Consider the following 16,906-nt stretch of genomic DNA (forward strand, 5'->3'; position numbering starts at 1 on the left):
CGCGTCGCGGCGACTCTGGGTTAGTCGCGGGGGGCTCGCGGGCGCCCGTGGGTGCTCGTGGGTTCGTCGCGGGTGCGTTGCGAGTGCGTCGCCCGTGTCGGGTCGCGGGCGCGGCGCATCGAGCGCCCGCGACGCCGGCGCGGGCGCGGCCTGCTCAGACGCCGGCGCGGGAGCGGCCTGCTGAGACGTTACGGCGTCACGACGGGTTGAGGCCGTGGCTGCGCAGCCACGAGAGCGGGTCGATCGCCGAGCCGCCCGAGGGACGCACCTCGAAGTGCAGGTGCGGGCCGGTCGAGTTGCCCGAGTCGCCGGCGGACGCGATCGTGTCGCCCGCCTTGACCTTCGTACCGGAGGGAACCTGGTAACCGGAGAGGTGGCAGTACCACGTCTCCGTGCCGTCCTTCGCGGTCACGATCATCATGTTTCCGTACGCGCTGTTGTACTGCGTGCGGACCGTGCCGTCGGTCGCGGCCATCACCGCCGTGCCGTACGAGACGGGGAAGTCGATGCCGCTGTGCACGGACATCCAGTTGATGCCGGCCTGGCCGTAGTACGCGCTGAGGCCGTGCTGGGCGACCGGGAGCGCGAACTTGGGGCGCAGCCGCTCCTTGCGGGCCGCCTCCGCCGCCGCCCGCTTCTTCTCGGCGGCCTGCTGGGCCTTGAGATCGATGCGTTCCTGGGTCCGACTGGCCCGGTCGGCGAAGTCGTCGGCTCCGGCGGCAAGGCTCGTGAGCTGCGTGTCCAGCTTGTTGTTGGCGGCGGACGGCTTCACCGGCGCCGCTTCCACGTCGCCCGCCGCGCCCGCGTCCGCCGCGGACGCCCTGGTCTCCTTGCCGTCGTCGTCGGTCAGGCCACCGACGGAGGCCGCGGCGATACCGGCGACGCTCATCACGCAGGCCGACGGTACGGCGATGGTCAGCAGCGCCGAACGCTTGGCGGGCTGGCGGCGGCGGGAACGCGTCCCGCCACGGGAGGCGGTGCGTGCGGCCGGGATCCGGGCGGCCGGGGTGACCTCTTCCTGGTCTTCCAGGAGCGTGGGCACGACGGGGAGTTCGCCGGTGGCGGCCGGCTCGTCGTCGTGCGGGGCGGATTCCTCCGCGGTCGGCAGGGTGTCCGGAGCGGTGTCCGGTGTGGTGTCCGGTGTGGTGTTCAGCGCCGTCCGGGCGGTTTCCGCCGCGGCGCCGTCCGCGTTCCACTGGGTGGCGTCGTAGGCGCCGGTGTCGGTCGTGCCGTTGTCGAAGGCGCCGGTGTTGATGGTGCCGGTCGCGAAGGTGCCGGTCTCGAAGGCCTGCGCACCCCAGTGCCACTGCTGGGTCTGATCCGCCGGCTCGCCGGACTGGTCCGGCTGAGCCCAGGCACCGGTGTCCCACTGCCCGGTGGCCTCCGCACTCGTGGCCTGCGGCGGCACGGGGGCGGGCTGCTGGTAGTCGGCCGTCCACGTGGTCGTGTCGTAGGCGCCGGTGTCGTAGGCGGCGTGGTGCTGGGCCGCGTACGCGTCGTAGTTGAGGGTCTGTCCGCTGCCGGTGGACCACTGGGTGGCGTCGTACGTGCCTGTGGCGTCGTAGGCACCCGTGGTGTCGTACGAGCCCGTGGTGTCGTGGGTTCCGGTGTCCTGGCCCGGAAGGCAGCCGAAGAGGGGGTCCGCGTGGAAGCCCGCCGTGGTGGCATCGCCGGTGGAAAAACCAGTGGTGGCATATCCGCCGTACGTGGTGAGGTCGCCGTACTGGGCCTCCCCTGTGCCGTACGACGCGTACTGCGCCGGATCGACGTCGGAAGCCGAGGCCGGGGTGGTCATGGTCCCCGACGGTTGACGGTCGTTCACCAACTTCTCTTTCGCCTCGACAACAGGGGCTGCCAGAGCAGTGCGGCGACTGTACCCGGCGGTATGCGGGCACGACAATCTTCGTCAGGTTTCACGCGCGAAGGAAACGGGCAATCGGCCGTGTTTTGGGGGACGGCGGGCACGAGTTTGGCTTTGTGTTCGATGTTTGTTCGATGGCGAACGGGTTGCGCCGACCGGTTTTCGGGGCCGGCCGGGGTTGTCTCGGGGTCTTGCGCGGGGTTTTCTGGGGGTCTCCCGGGGTCGTCCGAAGGGTCTTCTGGGGGCTTTTTGGGGTTCCCCGTGTCTCAGGCGACCGTCAGGCCGCCGGGGCGCTTCCCGGTTTCCGCGCCCACCTCCGGTTCGACCGTGTCGAGTGCCTGCCGTATCCCGGTGGCCACGGCGGGGTGTACGGGGAGGGCGAGGTGGCCGATGCCGCTCACCCGTACGTTCTGCACCGTCAGGTCGGGGTGGTCGAGGCAGGCGGTCTCCAGCGGGTCCATGACGCGGTCCAGGTCGCTCCAGAAACTGACGAACTGCGTACGGCAGCCGGGTGACGGCAGGGCCAGCTCCTCCAGCACCGCGGATCCGGGGCGCATCTGCCGCACGATCGGGTGTGCGTTCGCCAGCGGGACCACCCGGGTGCCGGTGTGCGGGGTGCCGAGCGTCACGAGTGTCCGGACGCGGAGGTCCCCGGCGAGGCGCTGCACGTAGTACCGCGCGATCAGCCCGCCGAGGCTGTGCCCGACGACGTCGACCCGCTCGCTGCCCGTCCGATCGCAGATCTCCTCGATGTGCCGGCCGAGCAGCTCGGCCGCGGTGCGGATGTCGCAGGTCAGGGGCGAGTAGTTCAGTGACTCGATCTGGTGCCTGCCGTGCTGGGTCAGGCTGCGGCGCAGGAACAGGAAGACCGAGCGGTTGTCGATGAAGCCGTGCAGCAGGACTACAGGGGGGTCGGTGCGGGCCGGGAGCCGGGGGGCGGGAGGGGAGGGCTGCCGGTCCTGAGCGGCCGGCGGCGTGAGGGCGCAGACGGAGCGGCGCTCCTGGATGATCCCTGAGGGATAGAGGAGGAGGTGCCCGGCGAGGATCGCGACCTCCAGGGCGCTCGCTTTGAGGAGGGTCATGGAGAGTCCGGTCACCCTGCCTGGAAGGCCTGTCAGCCCCGGCAGTCCTGGTATCCCCGGCAGGCTGGGCAGTCCGGGCAGTCCCGGGAGTCCGGGCAGTCCCGGGAGTCCGGGCAGGAATCGCTGACACAACGGGAGAAGGGGCAGTGCTGCCGTGGTGACCTTCATGGGCCGACCTCCTGTCGGCACGCGCAGGGAGCCTCTGTCCCCCGTGTGCCCTCGTGGAGAGCCGTGACACCAGTGATTGGTGATGTTTGCGAGGTTTGCCCGTTCGAGCGTGCCGAAGCGCGGCGGCAGTGCCCTGTGAGCCCTGTGGTGTCGTTGAAACGGCGACGAGGCCCGCTGCCTGCCCTGCTCTGCCTTCGCTGCGGCTCTCCGTACGCGTGTTGCCGCCGCACCCTGGAACGGTGTGCGGCGAACGTGTCCCACCGTGTGATTTCCCCCTCTGTATCCACCGCGAAACTGCCGGTTGCGGGATGCTGGAGATAACGTTCGTTCACTTCCCCCGGACGATGTGGTGCGGGGCGTCTGCGTCGCTGAAATATGCGCTTTGTGTACTTCGTGCGCGATGTGTGCGATGTACGCGATGTGCTTCTCATGTGTGCCGTGCCCCTGTGTACGGCGTCGGCGAAGTGTGCGGTACTTGTCGGTACGGATGGATGTAGTCGCTTCATGGAGGCAGTGATGGGTGTGGCAGCCGGTCCGATCCGCGTGGTGGTGGCCAAGCCGGGGCTCGACGGCCACGATCGCGGGGCCAAGGTGATCGCGCGGGCGCTGCGCGACGCCGGTATGGAGGTCATCTACACCGGGCTCCACCAGACACCCGAGCAGATCGTGGACACCGCGATCCAGGAGGACGCCGACGCGATCGGACTGTCCATCCTCTCCGGTGCGCACAACACGCTCTTCGCCGCCGTGATCGAGCTCCTCAGGGAGCGGGACGCGGCGGACATCCTGGTGTTCGGCGGCGGGATCATCCCCGAGGCGGACATCGCCCCGCTGAAGGAGAAGGGCGTCGCGGAGATCTTCACGCCCGGCGCGACGACGGCGTCGATCGTGGACTGGGTTCGGACGAACGTGCGGGAACCCGCGGAGGCGTAGCGGCCCGGCAGGCGCCCGGTCTGCGGGCGGGGTCGGCCCTGCGTGACGGCCGCACCGGTGGCCGATCGGCAGCTGTCGGGTAGCCGATGGGCGGCCCATGGGCCGCCCACGGGCCGTTCGCGGAGACGTCGACGGTGGTCATGGGCCGTCGGCGGGCGGTCGCGGTGCGGGCGGGCGGGTGGTCGTGGGTGCGGGCCGGCGCTCGCAGCGCGTCGGGTACGCGGCCCAGCCCGGCGTCAGCGCCGCGTACCTTCCTCTCCCGCGCCGAGTTCCTCGGCCATCGCCGCGCGCAACCGCAGAGTCGTGACGAGCCGTTGAAACGCCTCCGCCCAATACCCCCCGGCCCCCGGCGACGCGTCCTCCGGTTCGTCCGGTACCGCCAGCAGGCCGTCGAGACGGCCCGCCTCCGACGGGTCGAGGCAGCGCTCGGCCAGACCCATGACGCCGCTGAAGCTCCATGGATAACTCCCGGCGTCACGAGCGATGTTGAGCGCGTCGACCACCGCCCGTCCGAGCGGCGGGGCCCACGGCACCCCGCACATGCCGAGCAGCTGGAATGCCTCGGACAGGCCGTGCGTCGCGATGAACCCGGCGACCCACTCGGCCCGTTCACCGGAGCCCAGGGTGCCGAGCAGTTTGGCCCGTTCGGCCAGGGACACCGCGCCCGGCCCCCCGGCATCGGGCGCGGTGGGGCTTCCCAGCAGTGCCCTCGCCCATGCGCCGTTCCGCTGCCGTACCGCAGCCCGGCACCACGCCGCGTGCAGGTCGCCCTGCCAGTCGTCCGCCACCGGCAGGGCGACGATCTCCTCGGGGCTGCGCCCGCCGAGCCGTGCCGACCACGTCCCGAGCGGGGCCGCCTCCATCAACTGGCCGAACCACCACGACCGTTCCCCCCGGCCCGAGGGCGGCTTGGCCACGACGCCGTCCCGCTCCATACCCGCGTCGCACTCGTGGGGCGCCTCGACGGCGATCGCCGGTGGGTCCGGGGTGCGGTCGAGGGACACGCAGGTCACGGCTCGCGCCGCCATCCGCGCGGCGAGCGCCGAATCCGGCAGCGTCGACAGCAGCTCCGCCGCCGTCGCCCGTACGTTGCGGCTGCGGTCGGCCAGCGACTGCTCCAGGAACGGTTCGTCCGCCGGCTCCAGGCCCGTCCGCAGGGAGTCGAGGAACATCAGCCGGTCCTCGGCCCGCTCCGTCGCCCAGGTCGAGGCGAGCAGCTCGCGCGCGCCCGCGGGGTCGCGGGCGCGCAGGGATGCCAGCAGGGTGATCCGTTCGGCGAACAGGCCCTCCTCCCAAAGTCGGCGCACCCGCTCCGCGGCATCGGGGCCCGGCAGCGAGGTGCCTCCGCCCGGTGTGGCGCGCAGGGCGAACCGCCAGTCCGGATTCAGCCGGGCCAGCCACAGGGCGCGGGGTCCCGCGAAGGCCAGCGCCGCCGGACGCAGGTCCGTACGCCCTCGTGCCGCGTCCAGCAGGGCCGGCAGCGCCTGGGGAGGTGCCGCATAACCGCGGGCGTTCGCCGCCGCCAGCCACTGGGGCAACAGCTCCATCAGGTCGGGCGCGGTGCCTCTGCGGCCGCCGCCCGCCGTGCCGGGGCGGTCGGCGAGCAGCATCGTGAGCCGGTGTGCGGCCGCGGCCGGCAACGGAGGCCGGGGATCCTCCGGAGCCGGTTCCGGACGCCGGGCCGCGCGGGCGGGGCGCAGTCCGGCACGCCGGCGAACGGTCTCCGCCGCCGCCGCGTCCAGCAGCGCCGCCGGTGCGCCGGGGCCGGGCTCGCAGTGCGGGGGAGTTCGCCGGTCCGTGCCGAGCAGCGCTGCGGTGACGAGTTCCTCCCAGACGCCCGGCACGGGCGCGTCCGCGGGAGCGGGCGTCCTGGTCATGGGGCTCCTTTCAGGTGCCGGTCCGGTTCATTGCGGGTTCATCCCGCCCGGGTTCATCGCGGGGGCGGGTCAGTGCAGCGGAACTGCCGGGCCCGGCCCGGACGGCCAGGCCGTCAGTGGAGTGAAGCCCCGGTGGCCGCACTCGCCGAAGACCGTGAGGGGCGCGCCGCCCGACAGGGCGACCAGGCGCCACAGACCCGGCCGGTTGCCGGCCGCCGGGGTGAGCGGCAGCGCCGTGTCCCCGTCGGCGTCGGCCAGCTGCCAGGAATCGCCGTCCGGTACCGGGACGACCCGCTCCAAGGTCACCGGCACCGACTCCAGCCACGGGTCGCCGCGGAGGGCATCGCCGTAACGGGCGGCCGCCTGGGAGGTGGTCACCCCCCTCGGGCGTATCTCCGCGGGTGCGGGCGGCGCGAACTGCCGGCCGAGAGCCGCTCTCTGCTGACCGGTGCCCGGATACGCCGACACCTCCGCCTCCAGGGCCAGTCCCACCGGCAGGGCCGGCTCCGGGGCCCGGCCCGCGGCGCCGTAGGAGAGGAGCAGCGCGGCGCGGTGCGTCTCCGCGCCGTACAGCCAGATGCGACGGGTCGTCAGTCGTGCGTCCACCGTGTCGTACTGGGCGAGGACCAGCCAGTGGTCCCGTACCGGAGGACCGGCCGCGGACGCGGGCAGGCCGACGCGTGAACGGACCGTCGCGGCCAGGCCCTCCGGCAGCCGCTCGCGGCGCAGCCAGCCCTGGTCGAGAAGGTGAAGAAGGGCGCACTCCTCCAGCAATCTGACCGGCCAGCCGGGACCGGACGACGGTACGGCCCCCAACTCCCGCACCCTCGAGGCCAGCCCCGGCGCCTGCGCGTCGACCATGCGGGCCGCCGTCTCCTCCCACAGCCCGTACCCCGCCCGCTCCGCACCGGCCAGGCCACCGCGCAGCAGGTCCGTCAGCCGCTGCTCCAGCTCCGTCGCGCCCCCGGTGATCCGCTCGGCCCGCTGCTCCGCCCGGCGCCGCGCAGCCTCCGACTCACCGGGCCCGGCCGGGGAACCGGATGACTGTGCCGTCCTCTTCTCCTCCGCGCGCTCGCGTCGTCCGGCGATCCACTGCTCCGCCCAGTCCGGCGCCTGGCCCGGCGGCACCGCTCCGTCGCCGCCGGCCCAGAGCAGCAACAGCCCGATCGCGTGCTTGCACGGGAACTTGCGGCTCGGGCAACCGCACCTGTATGCGGGCCCGGACTCGCCCGCGACGTCGACGACCGTCTGATACGGCTTGCTGCCACTGCCCTTGCAAAGCCCCCACACCGTCCCCTCGTCGGAACTTCCCACCCCCGACCACGGACCCGCCCCGCCGAGCTTGCTTCCCGCTTTGCGCGACGCGGCGTCAGGCGCCAGTGCCAGCACCTGGTCCGTGGTCCAGCGTTCCCCCTGCTGAGTCATGTCATCGAAGGTAGGTCCCGCCACTGACAATCGACCGAGCGAGAGCGTTTTTGCAGGTCAGGGCGATTGTCAGTGGCGTGGTGCACCGTGGATGACAGATCGAACCGGCCGAGCTGGAGGGGGAATCAGCCATGCCTGTGTCCGTAGAACCGAATTCCGTGGAACCGAATTCCGTGGAACCGAAGTCCGTAGAACCGAAGTCCGTAGAACCGAAGTCCGTGGAACCGACACCCGCGGGACCGTCGTCCGCGGGACCGAGCCACGGAGGCCCCACCACCGGGGCCGAGGCGCTGCGCCCGCACGCCGAGAACGCGTTCGCGGCCGAACTCGCCGCGCTGGCCTCCCAGGACGACCGCCCGCGCCCGGCCCGCTGGAAGCTGTCGCCGTGGGCCGTCGCCACCTACCTGCTCGGCGGCACCCTGCCCGACGGCACGGTGATCACCCCGAAGTACGTGGGCCCGCGCCGCATCGTCGAGGTCGCCGTCACCACGCTCGCCACCGACCGCGCCCTGCTTCTGCTGGGCGTGCCCGGCACCGCCAAGACCTGGGTGTCCGAACACCTCGCCGCGGCGGTCAGCGGCGACTCGACGCTGCTGGTGCAGGGCACGGCCGGCACACCCGAGGAGGCGATCCGCTACGGCTGGAACTACGCCCGGCTCCTCGCCCACGGCCCCAGCCGGGACGCCCTCGTGCCCAGCCCCGTCATGCGGGCCATGGCGGAGGGCATGACCGCCCGCGTGGAGGAACTGACCCGCATTCCGGCCGACGTGCAGGACACCCTCATCACGATCCTGTCGGAGAAGACCCTGCCGATACCGGAGCTGGGCCAGGAGGTGCAGGCGGTCCGCGGCTTCAACCTGATCGCCACCGCCAACGACCGCGACCGCGGGGTCAACGACCTGTCCAGCGCCCTGCGCCGCCGCTTCAACACTGTCGTACTGCCGCTGCCGGAGACCGCTGAGGCCGAGGTCGAGATCGTCTCGCGCCGCGTCGGCGAGATCGGCCGTTCCCTCGAACTGCCGGCGGCACCCGAGGGCATCGACGAGATCCGCCGGGTCGTCACCGTCTTCCGGGAGCTGCGCGACGGGCTGACGACCGACGGTCGTACGAAGGTGAAGTCGCCCAGCGGCACGCTGTCGACGGCCGAGGCCATCTCCGTCGTCACCAACGGCCTGGCACTGGCCGCCCACTTCGGCGACGGCGTGCTGCGGTCCGGTGACGTCGCCGCGGGCATTCTCGGCGCCGTCGTCCGTGACCCGGCCGCCGACCGCGTCATCTGGCAGGAGTACCTGGAGACGGTCGTCCGCGAGCGCGCCGGCTGGAAGGACTTCTACCGGGCCTGCCGGGAGGTGAGCTCGTGAACGGCATGCGGATGCGGCAGCCTCCCCGGCCGGGGGCTCCGGTGCTCTGCTCGACGGGGGACGACGGGGACTCGGCCCGGGCCCGTAGGCGAGGGGGACGGTATGGCGGGTACTGACACGGCCGAGAGCGCCGGCTTCGGCAGGCCGGGCGGAACCGCGGGCTCCGGGGGTTCCGGGGGCTCCGGGAGCCCCGTGGAAGGACCGCTGCTGCTGGGTGTACGCCACCACGGTCCCGGGTCGGCACGGGCGGTCCGGGCCGCGCTGGAGGCGGCCCGGCCGGGCGTCGTGCTGATCGAAGGGCCGCCGGAGGCCGATGCCCTGATCCCGCTGGCCGCCGACGAGGACATGCGGCCGCCGGTCGCGCTCCTCGCCCACGCCGTGGACGAGCCCGGCCGCTCGGCCTTCTGGCCGCTGGCCGAGTTCTCCCCGGAGTGGGTGGCCGTCCGCTGGGCCCTGGAACACGACGTCCCGGCCCGCTTCATCGACCTCCCTGCCACGCACACGCTGGCGTGGCAGGAACCGGACGGTGCGGTGGAGGAGACGGAGCCGGGGGAGCCCGGCCCGGGCAAGGGCACCGGGCCAGGCGTCGCCCTCCCCCACGCCGTCCGGGGCGATCCGCTCGCCGTCCTCGCCGAGGCCGCCGGGCACGACGATCCCGAGCGCTGGTGGGAGGACGTCGTCGAGCACCGGGGCGTGGGGGACGGGGACGCACTCGCGCCGTTCACGGCACTGGAGGAGGCCATGGGGGCGCTGCGGGAGACGGAGGAGGACGGCGGGCGCCACCGGGACCTGGTGCGGGAGGCGTACATGCGGCTCCAGGTGCGGGCGGCGCGCCGCGAGTTCGCCGAGGGCGTCGCCGTGGTGTGCGGTGCGTGGCACGTGCCCGCGCTCCGGCGCAGGGTCGCCGTCGCCGCCGACCGGGCGCTGCTGAAGGGGCTGCCCAGGACCAAGGTGGACATGACCTGGGTGCCCTGGACCCACCGCAGGCTGTCCCGGGCCGGTGGTTACGGGGCGGGCATCGAGTCGCCGGGCTGGTACGGGCACCTGTTCGGCGCGCCGGACCGGCCCGTCGAGCGGTGGCTGACCAAGGTGGCCGGGCTGCTGCGGGAGGAGGACCGGATCGTCTCCTCGGCGCACGTCATCGAGGCGGTGCGGTTGGCCGGGACCCTCGCGGTGATGCGCGGACGTCCGCTGCCCGGGCTGAGCGAGACGACGGACGCCGTACGGGCGGTGATGTGCGAGGGCTCGGACGTGCCGCTGGCGCTCGTGCACGACCGGTTGGTGGTGGGGGACGTGCTGGGGGAGGTGCCCGCGGCGGCACCAGCGGTGCCGTTGCAGCGGGACCTCGCCCGGATCCAGCGGCGGCTGCGGCTCAAGCCGGAGGCGCTGGAGCGGGAGCTGGAGCTCGACCTGCGCAAGGAGACCGACGCGGGGCGCAGCAGACTGCTGCACCGGCTGCGGCTGCTCGGCGTCGGATGGGGCGAGCCGGCCGCCTCGCGGGGCAGCACGGGCACGTTCCGGGAGACGTGGCGGCTGCGGTGGGAGCCAGAGCTTTCGGTGCGGGTCGCCGAGGCCGGGGTGTGGGGTACGACCGTGCTCGCCGCCGCGACGGCAAGGGCCGAGGCCGAAGCCGTCACGGCGCGGGGCCTCGCCGAGGTGACCGCGCTCGCCGAACGCTGCCTGCTGGCCGAACTGCCGGACGCACTCCCGCCGGTGATGCGGATACTCGCCGACCGCGCGGCGCTCGACACGGACGTCGGCCACCTCGCCCAGGCCCTGCCGGCGCTCGTCCGTTCCCTGCGCTACGGCGATGTGCGCGGCACCGACACCGGCGCCCTCTCAGAGGTCGCCGCGGGCCTCGCCGAGCGGATATTCGTCGGTCTGCCCGCGGCCTGCGCCGCGCTGGACGCGGACGCGGCCGAGGAGATGCGCCGGCACGTGGATGCCGTTCACGGCGCGGTGGGCCTGCTCGGAGACGCCCCCGCGCCGGGCCACGGCGACCTGCGTTCCCGCTGGCGGGCCGTGCTGCGGACGCTGTCCGTGCGGGACACCGTGCCCGGGGTCGTCCGGGGGCGTGCCGTACGGCTTCTGCTGGACGACGGCGAGCTGGCACCGGACGAGGCGGAGCGGCTCATGGGCCTGGTGCTGTCCCGGGGGACGCCACCGGCGGACGCGGCGGCGTGGATCGAGGGATTCGCCGGTGGCGGCTCGGGCGGCGGCATGCTCCTCCTCCACGACGAGCGACTGCTCGGCCTGATCGACGCCTGGCTGACCGGAGTGCCGGCGGAGGCGTTCACGGACGTACTGCCGCTGCTGCGGCGCACCTTCTCGGCCTACGAGCCGGGAGTGCGGCGCAGCCTCGGCGAGCTGGTCCGGCGCGGACCCAAGTGGCGGGGCAGTGTGACGACGGCCGGTTCCGGCATACCAGGCTTCGCGGCCGGGCTCGACACCGGGCGCGCCGACGCCGTGCTGCCGGTGATCAGGCTGCTGCTGGGCGTGGACCCGGCAGGCGGGACGGATGTGACGGACGCGTGCACCGGAACCGCCGGGCGGCCCGGCGCGGGCGGCCGACGGCCAGGTGCCGACGACAACGACCCGGTGGGGGTGGACGCATGACGACCGATCCGGTGGGTGCCGACACGGTACGGGAACGGCTGCGGCGATGGCGGCTCGTGCTCGGCGGTGACCCGGCCGACGGCACCGGCTGCACGCTCTCCGGACAGGACGCCGCGATGGACGGAGCGCTCACCGCGCTCTACGGGAAGGGGGAGACACCACGGGCGGGGCGCGACCGGTCGGCGGGGCTCGGGGCCTCCGCGCCGTCAGTGGCGCGCTGGCTGGGGGACATCCGGACCTACTTCCCCTCCTCCGTCGTGCAGGTCATGCAGCGGGACGCGATCGACCGGCTCGGTCTGGCGACGCTCCTGCTGGAGCCGGAGATGCTCGAGGCCGTGGAGGCCGACGTGCACCTCGTCGGCACCCTGCTCTCCCTCGACAAGGCGATGCCGGAGACGACGAAGGAGACGGCGCGGGCCGTCGTCCGCAAGGTCGTCGAGGACCTGGAGAAGCGGCTCGCCACCCGTACCCGGGCCACCCTCACCGGTGCGCTGGACCGCAGCGCCCGCATCAGCCGGCCCCGCAACCACGACATCGACTGGAACCGCACGATCGCGGCCAACCTCAAGCACTACCTGCCCGAGTACCGGACGATCGTGCCGGAGCGGCTCGTCGGTTACGGGAGGGCGTCCCGGTCCGTGAAGAAGGAGGTCGTCCTCTGCGTCGACCAGTCCGGTTCGATGGCGGCGTCCGTCGTGTACGCGTCCGTGTTCGGCGCGGTGCTGGCGTCCATGCGGTCGATCGACACCCGGCTCGTCGTCTTCGACACGGCGGTCGTCGATCTCACCGACCAGCTCGACGACCCGGTCGACGTGCTCTTCGGCACGCAACTCGGCGGAGGCACGGACATCAACCGGGCGCTGGCGTACTGCCAGTCGCAGATCACCCGGCCCACGGAGACGGTGGTCGTGCTGATCAGCGACCTGTACGAGGGAGGCATACGGGACGAGATGCTCAAGCGGGTCGCGGCGATGAAAGCGGCGGGGGTGCAGTTCGTGACCCTGCTGGCGCTGTCCGACGAGGGGGCGCCCGCGTACGACAGGGAGCACGCGGCGGCGCTCGCCGCGCTGGGCGCACCGGCGTTCGCCTGCACGCCCGATCTCTTCCCGGAGGTGATGGCCGCGGCGATCGAGAAGCGCCCCTTGCCGATACCGGATGCCGGGTGACGACTTATCGACCCGGGGCGGCCCGGTCCCTGCCGGCAAAACGGACATGACCGCCCATCGGGGAGACCGGGCTTGCGCGAGCTCCGGACTCCCGTGCGAGGATCGCGCGGCGTGTCGAGCGTTGACCGACGCGCGACCCGTTCCGCCGCACGCAAGGAATCCCCTCTTGCTCTGGTCAGCAGTCCTGCCCGGTGCCGCTCTGCGCATGACGCGCACGGCGGCCGGGCGGCGTGCGCTGCACGTGGCGCTGCTGGTGGGCGGGTTGTTCGTGCTCGGGGTGCTGTACGGAGAGCGGGCGCAGGCGGCCGAAGGATCGCCGTCGGTGAGGGATGCGATCGGCCGGGTCGTCGACGCTTCCGTGGAGCGCCCGCGGGAGGCGCGTAGATCAGCCGCCACACAGGGCGGCGGCACGGGGCAGGACTCTCAGGTGGCCCAGGACTCTCAGGTGGCCCAGGGCTCTCGGGACGTTCCGGGCTCCGGCGTGGTGCTTCCGGAACCTCGTCCCGTGGTCGAGAACGTCGTCCGGTCCGTGCAGGGCCGGGTCGTACGGCCGGTCGGTGACGCGGTGACGCGGTGAAGACGGTGACCGAGGGGATCGGTGCGGTCGCGCGGGCGGAGGTGCCGCCGTGGGAGGCGTTGCCGACGCTTCCCTCCTCACCCTCGCTGTCGTCATCGCCCCCGCTGCCGTTGTCACCTCCGCTGTCGGTGCTTCCGGACCTGTCCGGCACGACCGGCCTTCCCGGTCGGTTGACGCCGGTCGGCCCGGACTCGCGGCCCGGGCCCTCGACCACGGCGCCCGGCGCGTCCGGAACATCCGCGGCGTCCGACGCCGCTGACACGCCCGACGCCCCTGACCCCACCGGCGCCCGGGTCCCCGACGGAGCCGGAGGTACGGCGCAAGACGCGTACGGGCCGGAGCGTGTCGTCGGCGGGGCGCCCGCAGCGGCACGCGTCGGTGCCCGGCGCGTCGTGCCCGCGCCCACCGGGCAAGCCCCCGTGCACCGGGCGCCCACCGGGGATCCCGACGGCACGCTGGGCAGCGCGTCCGGTGCCGATCAGGGAACGCCGCGTCAGGGTGACACCCACGCGGTCACCCCGCACCACCGGATCCCGTTCCGGCTCGTGCCCGGCGCCCTGGTGCGCGCCGACGCCGCCGGGACCCTGGAGCGCTACCGGGACATTCCCGTCTCTCCTGCCTAGAGCAGGGGCCGCCTCTGCCGCACCCCGCAGCGCGGGGTGGAGAGGTCTGCCCGCACCGTCCGGACACTCACACTCCTCCGGGCGGACGCCGCTGACGCCGTATCACCGGCCCGGCATTCGGACATGTCCCCAAGCTCTTCGAAGGACCTGACGTACCCATGAACAAGAACATCCGACGCTCCGTCGTCATCGCCGCCGGCGTCACCGGCGCCTGGGCACTGGGCTCGGCCGTGGCCAGTGCCGACGAGCTGCCCGCCGCCTCCGTGTCCGTGCCGGACGCCGTGCCGGACGCCGTGACGAACCCGGCCGCCCACGCCCACACCCACGCCACCGTCCCGGACGCCGTGACCCACACCGCGACGAACACGGTGACGGCCACGACTGACGGCACTCGGCTCGCCCAGAGCGACGACGTCGACTACCTCTTCGGCCCTCTCTCCGCCTTCGCGCCGGAGCTGGACCGGGCCCAGCGGCAGACCGGGGACCACGCACAGGCCGCCGCGCGGGAGACGGCCGACGCGGTCGCCCCGCCGGTCGCCGACCGGGCAGTGACCGGCGCCGTGCCGGTCGCCGAGGCTGCCGTCGCGGACGCGTGGCCGTACGCCACCGGACTGGCCGGCCAGGTCACCGGCGACACCAGGGGAGCCGTGCTGCCGCCGGTCGCGATCACCACCGTGGACGGCGCGGTGCCCGTCGCCGGGCAGGCCGTCCGGGACGCGGGGGGTCTGGCGTACGGCGTCGTGGGCGACGTACGGCCCTTCGCGGGCGGTGTCGTGGACGACGTACCGCCGCTCGCGTACGGCGTGGCGGGGCAGGCCGGCTCGTTCACCGGAGGTGTCGTGGGCGAGGTGCCGCCGTTCGCGGCGGGTGTCGGCCAAGCTGTGCGGCCGGTGGCCGAGACGGTCGTCGACACGGTTGCCGGCACCGTCCGCCCGCTCACCCGGGGCGTCGGCGCGAGCACCACGGCACTGGCGTACGGCGTCGGCGGGCACACGGCGCCCTTCGCGGACGGCGTCGCCGACGAGGCGGTCCCGTTCGCGCACGGCGTCACCGGTCGGACCGGGCCCTTCGCGCAGGACCTGACCGGTACCGTCCGGACCACCGCCGTCCCGTCGGCCGAGCACGCCGTGGCCGGCGTCGACGGCATCGCCGAGTCGGTCGCCCCGGGCTACGCCCCGTACAGCCTCTGACCGCACCGCACCGCACCGCATAGCACCGCCCGCCCGCGCCGCAGCGCCCGCGCACCGTAGGGTCCGCTCACCGGGCGTGCGGGGCGTTCGTGACCGGCGTCCCATGACACCGGCACGGCGCGACACGGCACGGCACGGCGCGACACGGCACGGCACGGCGCGACACGGCACGGCGCGACACGGCACCGCGCTACCACCGCGGCGGGGCTTGGATTCCGCGGGGCGGCAGGTCCCGGACGGCCGAAAGCCATCGGCCTCCGTACGGCCCGAAACCCCGCGGTCGGGGCCTGCCGGTCCCCATTGGGGTGGGGATCAGCAGGCCCGCTCCCCGAAGGACCGCGTTCGCGCGGCCTCGGGGGAGCCGACGGGCCTCACCGGGCCAACCCCAGCCCGGTGAGGCCCTTCCCACGGCCCGCCGAAAGCCCGCCGATGCCCACCGGAGCCCCAAGCCCGGAGCCCCAAGCCCGAAGCCCCCAAGCCCGAAGCTCGAAGCCCCAAGCCCGGAGCCCCAGGCCCGGAGCCCGTCGAAGCCTGCCGATCGCCCGCCGGAGCGCGCCGGAGCGGGGCCGGCCCGACCCCGCTCCCCCCTCACACCCGGCACCCCGTGCCAGTGAGCACGGCATCATGTGACAGGCATCACCGCTCAGGTGTGACCCACGATTTAGAGACCCCCCGCAAGCGGCGATAACCTGCGAGACGGACATGCCGCGCGCTCGGACACCGTGTGCGCCTCCCTTGTGACTCACGGCGGACGTCACGTTGCCCTTCGCGGCACGCCCACGCATCCAACGAACCGCGAGATCACTGATAGGGACGGAAGCGCGTGGACCTGTTCGAGTACCAGGCGAGGGACCTCTTCGCCAAGCACGATGTACCGGTGCTGGCCGGTGAAGTCATCGACACGCCTGAGGCGGCCCGCGCAGCCACTGAGCGCCTCGGTGGCAAGTCCGTCGTCAAGGCCCAGGTGAAGGTCGGCGGCCGCGGCAAGGCCGGCGGCGTGAAGCTGGCCGCCTCGGCGGACGAGGCCGTCGCCCGGGCGACGGACATCCTCGGCATGGACATCAAGGGCCACACGGTCCACAAGGTGATGATCGCCGAGACCGCCCCCGAGATCGTCGAGGAGTACTACGTCTCCTTCCTCCTCGACCGTGCCAACCGCACCTTCCTCTCCATCGCCTCCGTCGAGGGCGGCATGGAGATCGAGGAGGTGGCGGCCACCCGTCCGGAGGCCGTCGCCAAGACTCCGATCGACGCGATCGACGGCGTGACGCCCGAGAAGGCGCGCGAGATCGTGGAGGCCGCGAAGTTCCCGGCCGAGGTCGCCGACAAGGTCGCCGACATCCTGGTCAAGCTGTGGGACACCTTCATCAAGGAGGACGCCCTCCTGGTCGAGGTCAACCCGCTGGCCAAGGTCGTCTCGGGCGACGTCATCGCCCTCGACGGCAAGGTGTCGCTGGACGACAACGCCGAGTTCCGTCACCCGGACTTCGAGGAGCTCCACGACAAGGCCGCGGCCAACCCGCTCGAGGCCGCTGCCAAGGAGAAGAACCTCAACTACGTCAAGCTCGACGGTGAGGTCGGCATCATCGGCAACGGCGCGGGTCTCGTCATGAGCACCCTGGACGTCGTCGCGTACGCCGGTGAGAAGCACGGCAACGTCAAGCCCGCCAACTTCCTGGACATCGGTGGCGGTGCCTCCGCCCAGGTGATGGCGAACGGCCTGGAGATCATCCTCGGCGACCCGGACGTCCGCTCCGTGTTCGTCAACGTCTTCGGTGGCATCACCGCCTGCGACGAGGTCGCCAACGGCATCGTCCAGGCGCTGAAGCTCCTCGAGGACCGCGGCGAGAAGGTCGAGAAGCCGCTCGTCGTCCGCCTCGACGGCAACAACGCCGAGCTGGGCCGCAAGATCCTCACCGACGCCAACCACCCGCTGGTCCAGCGCGTCGACACCATGGACGGCGCGGCCGACAAGGCCGCCGAGCTGGCCCACGCCGCCAAGTAAGCACTCAGGACGAGGACACCAA

The 16,906-nt window shown here is 73.1% G+C and carries 12 protein-coding genes; 8 read left to right on the forward strand and 4 right to left on the reverse strand.

Annotated elements, in window-relative coordinates; translation table 11 throughout:
* Window positions 1-196: 196 nt before the first annotated feature.
* Window positions 197-1,822 (reverse strand): peptidoglycan DD-metalloendopeptidase family protein, encoded by a 1,626-nt coding sequence (locus ACH4F2_RS04555; RefSeq protein WP_398131180.1) that lies wholly within the window; start codon window positions 1,820-1,822, stop codon window positions 197-199.
* A gap of 305 nt (window positions 1,823-2,127) precedes the next feature.
* Window positions 2,128-3,111, reverse strand: a complete 984-nt coding sequence (locus ACH4F2_RS04560; RefSeq protein ID WP_398131181.1) for an esterase/lipase family protein — start codon at window positions 3,109-3,111, stop codon at window positions 2,128-2,130.
* Window positions 3,112-3,627: 516 nt separating this feature from the next.
* Here ACH4F2_RS04560 and ACH4F2_RS04565 point away from each other — a divergent pair.
* The gene (locus ACH4F2_RS04565) at window positions 3,628-4,044 is read left to right on the forward strand and encodes a cobalamin B12-binding domain-containing protein (RefSeq protein WP_398131182.1); all 417 of its coding nucleotides are present in this window, start codon (window positions 3,628-3,630) and stop codon (window positions 4,042-4,044) included.
* Between the two features lie 236 nt (window positions 4,045-4,280).
* On the opposite strand, the gene ACH4F2_RS04570 is transcribed toward ACH4F2_RS04565, so the two are convergent.
* Together ACH4F2_RS04570 and ACH4F2_RS04575 are read right to left on the reverse strand one after the other, a co-directional pair.
* The gene (locus ACH4F2_RS04570) at window positions 4,281-5,921 is read right to left on the reverse strand and encodes a DUF5691 domain-containing protein (protein WP_398131183.1); all 1,641 of its coding nucleotides are present in this window, start codon (window positions 5,919-5,921) and stop codon (window positions 4,281-4,283) included.
* A 69-nt stretch (window positions 5,922-5,990) separates the two neighbouring features.
* Window positions 5,991-7,346 (reverse strand): SWIM zinc finger family protein, encoded by a 1,356-nt coding sequence (locus ACH4F2_RS04575; RefSeq protein WP_398131184.1) that lies wholly within the window; start codon window positions 7,344-7,346, stop codon window positions 5,991-5,993.
* 131 nt (window positions 7,347-7,477) lie between these two features.
* Here ACH4F2_RS04575 and ACH4F2_RS04580 point away from each other — a divergent pair, with 131 nt between their 5' ends.
* From ACH4F2_RS04580 to sucC, 7 genes are all read left to right on the forward strand, one after another.
* A complete protein-coding gene (locus tag ACH4F2_RS04580; RefSeq protein WP_398131185.1) occupies window positions 7,478-8,707 on the forward strand; it encodes an AAA family ATPase in 1,230 nt (409 codons plus the stop codon).
* A gap of 102 nt (window positions 8,708-8,809) precedes the next feature.
* The gene (locus ACH4F2_RS04585; protein ID WP_398131186.1) at window positions 8,810-11,323 is read left to right on the forward strand and encodes a DUF5682 family protein; all 2,514 of its coding nucleotides are present in this window, start codon (window positions 8,810-8,812) and stop codon (window positions 11,321-11,323) included.
* Entirely contained in the window at window positions 11,320-12,489 is a 1,170-nt protein-coding gene (locus ACH4F2_RS04590) for a VWA domain-containing protein (protein ID WP_398131187.1), read from the forward strand. Before ACH4F2_RS04585 ends, ACH4F2_RS04590 begins: the two co-directional genes overlap by 4 nt.
* 166 nt (window positions 12,490-12,655) lie before the next feature.
* Entirely contained in the window at window positions 12,656-13,066 is a 411-nt protein-coding gene (locus ACH4F2_RS04595; RefSeq protein ID WP_398131188.1) for a hypothetical protein, read from the forward strand.
* Complete coding sequence (locus ACH4F2_RS04600) at window positions 13,063-13,689, forward strand: hypothetical protein (protein ID WP_398131189.1); 627 nt, start codon at window positions 13,063-13,065, stop codon at window positions 13,687-13,689. Before ACH4F2_RS04595 ends, ACH4F2_RS04600 begins: the two co-directional genes overlap by 4 nt.
* Window positions 13,690-13,847: 158 nt before the next feature.
* Window positions 13,848-14,879 (forward strand): hypothetical protein, encoded by a 1,032-nt coding sequence (locus tag ACH4F2_RS04605; protein WP_398131190.1) that lies wholly within the window; start codon window positions 13,848-13,850, stop codon window positions 14,877-14,879.
* 823 nt (window positions 14,880-15,702) lie between these two features.
* Window positions 15,703-16,884: an ADP-forming succinate--CoA ligase subunit beta gene (gene sucC, locus ACH4F2_RS04610; protein WP_398131191.1), complete on the forward strand. Its 1,182-nt coding sequence runs from the start codon at window positions 15,703-15,705 to the stop codon at window positions 16,882-16,884.
* Window positions 16,885-16,906 lie beyond the last annotated feature (22 nt).

It is taken from the genome of Streptomyces sp. NPDC017890 (assembly GCF_044328675.1).
GTDB lineage: Bacteria > Actinomycetota > Actinomycetes > Streptomycetales > Streptomycetaceae > Streptomyces.

Bases quoted from the DNA above. Each gene is read 5' to 3' on its own strand.
- ACH4F2_RS04560 (WP_398131181.1), bottom strand. From the start codon at position 3,111: ATGAAGGTCACCACGGCAGCACTGCCCCTTCTCCCGTTGTGTCAGCGA.
- ACH4F2_RS04565 (WP_398131182.1), top strand. From the start codon at position 3,628: ATGGGTGTGGCAGCCGGTCCGATCCGCGTGGTGGTGGCCAAGCCGGGG.
- ACH4F2_RS04570 (WP_398131183.1), bottom strand. From the start codon at position 5,921: ATGACCAGGACGCCCGCTCCCGCGGACGCGCCCGTGCCGGGCGTCTGG.
- ACH4F2_RS04575 (WP_398131184.1), bottom strand. From the start codon at position 7,346: ATGACTCAGCAGGGGGAACGCTGGACCACGGACCAGGTGCTGGCACTG.
- ACH4F2_RS04580 (WP_398131185.1), top strand. From the start codon at position 7,478: ATGCCTGTGTCCGTAGAACCGAATTCCGTGGAACCGAATTCCGTGGAA.
- ACH4F2_RS04585 (WP_398131186.1), top strand. From the start codon at position 8,810: ATGGCGGGTACTGACACGGCCGAGAGCGCCGGCTTCGGCAGGCCGGGC.
- ACH4F2_RS04590 (WP_398131187.1), top strand. From the start codon at position 11,320: ATGACGACCGATCCGGTGGGTGCCGACACGGTACGGGAACGGCTGCGG.
- ACH4F2_RS04605 (WP_398131190.1), top strand. From the start codon at position 13,848: ATGAACAAGAACATCCGACGCTCCGTCGTCATCGCCGCCGGCGTCACC.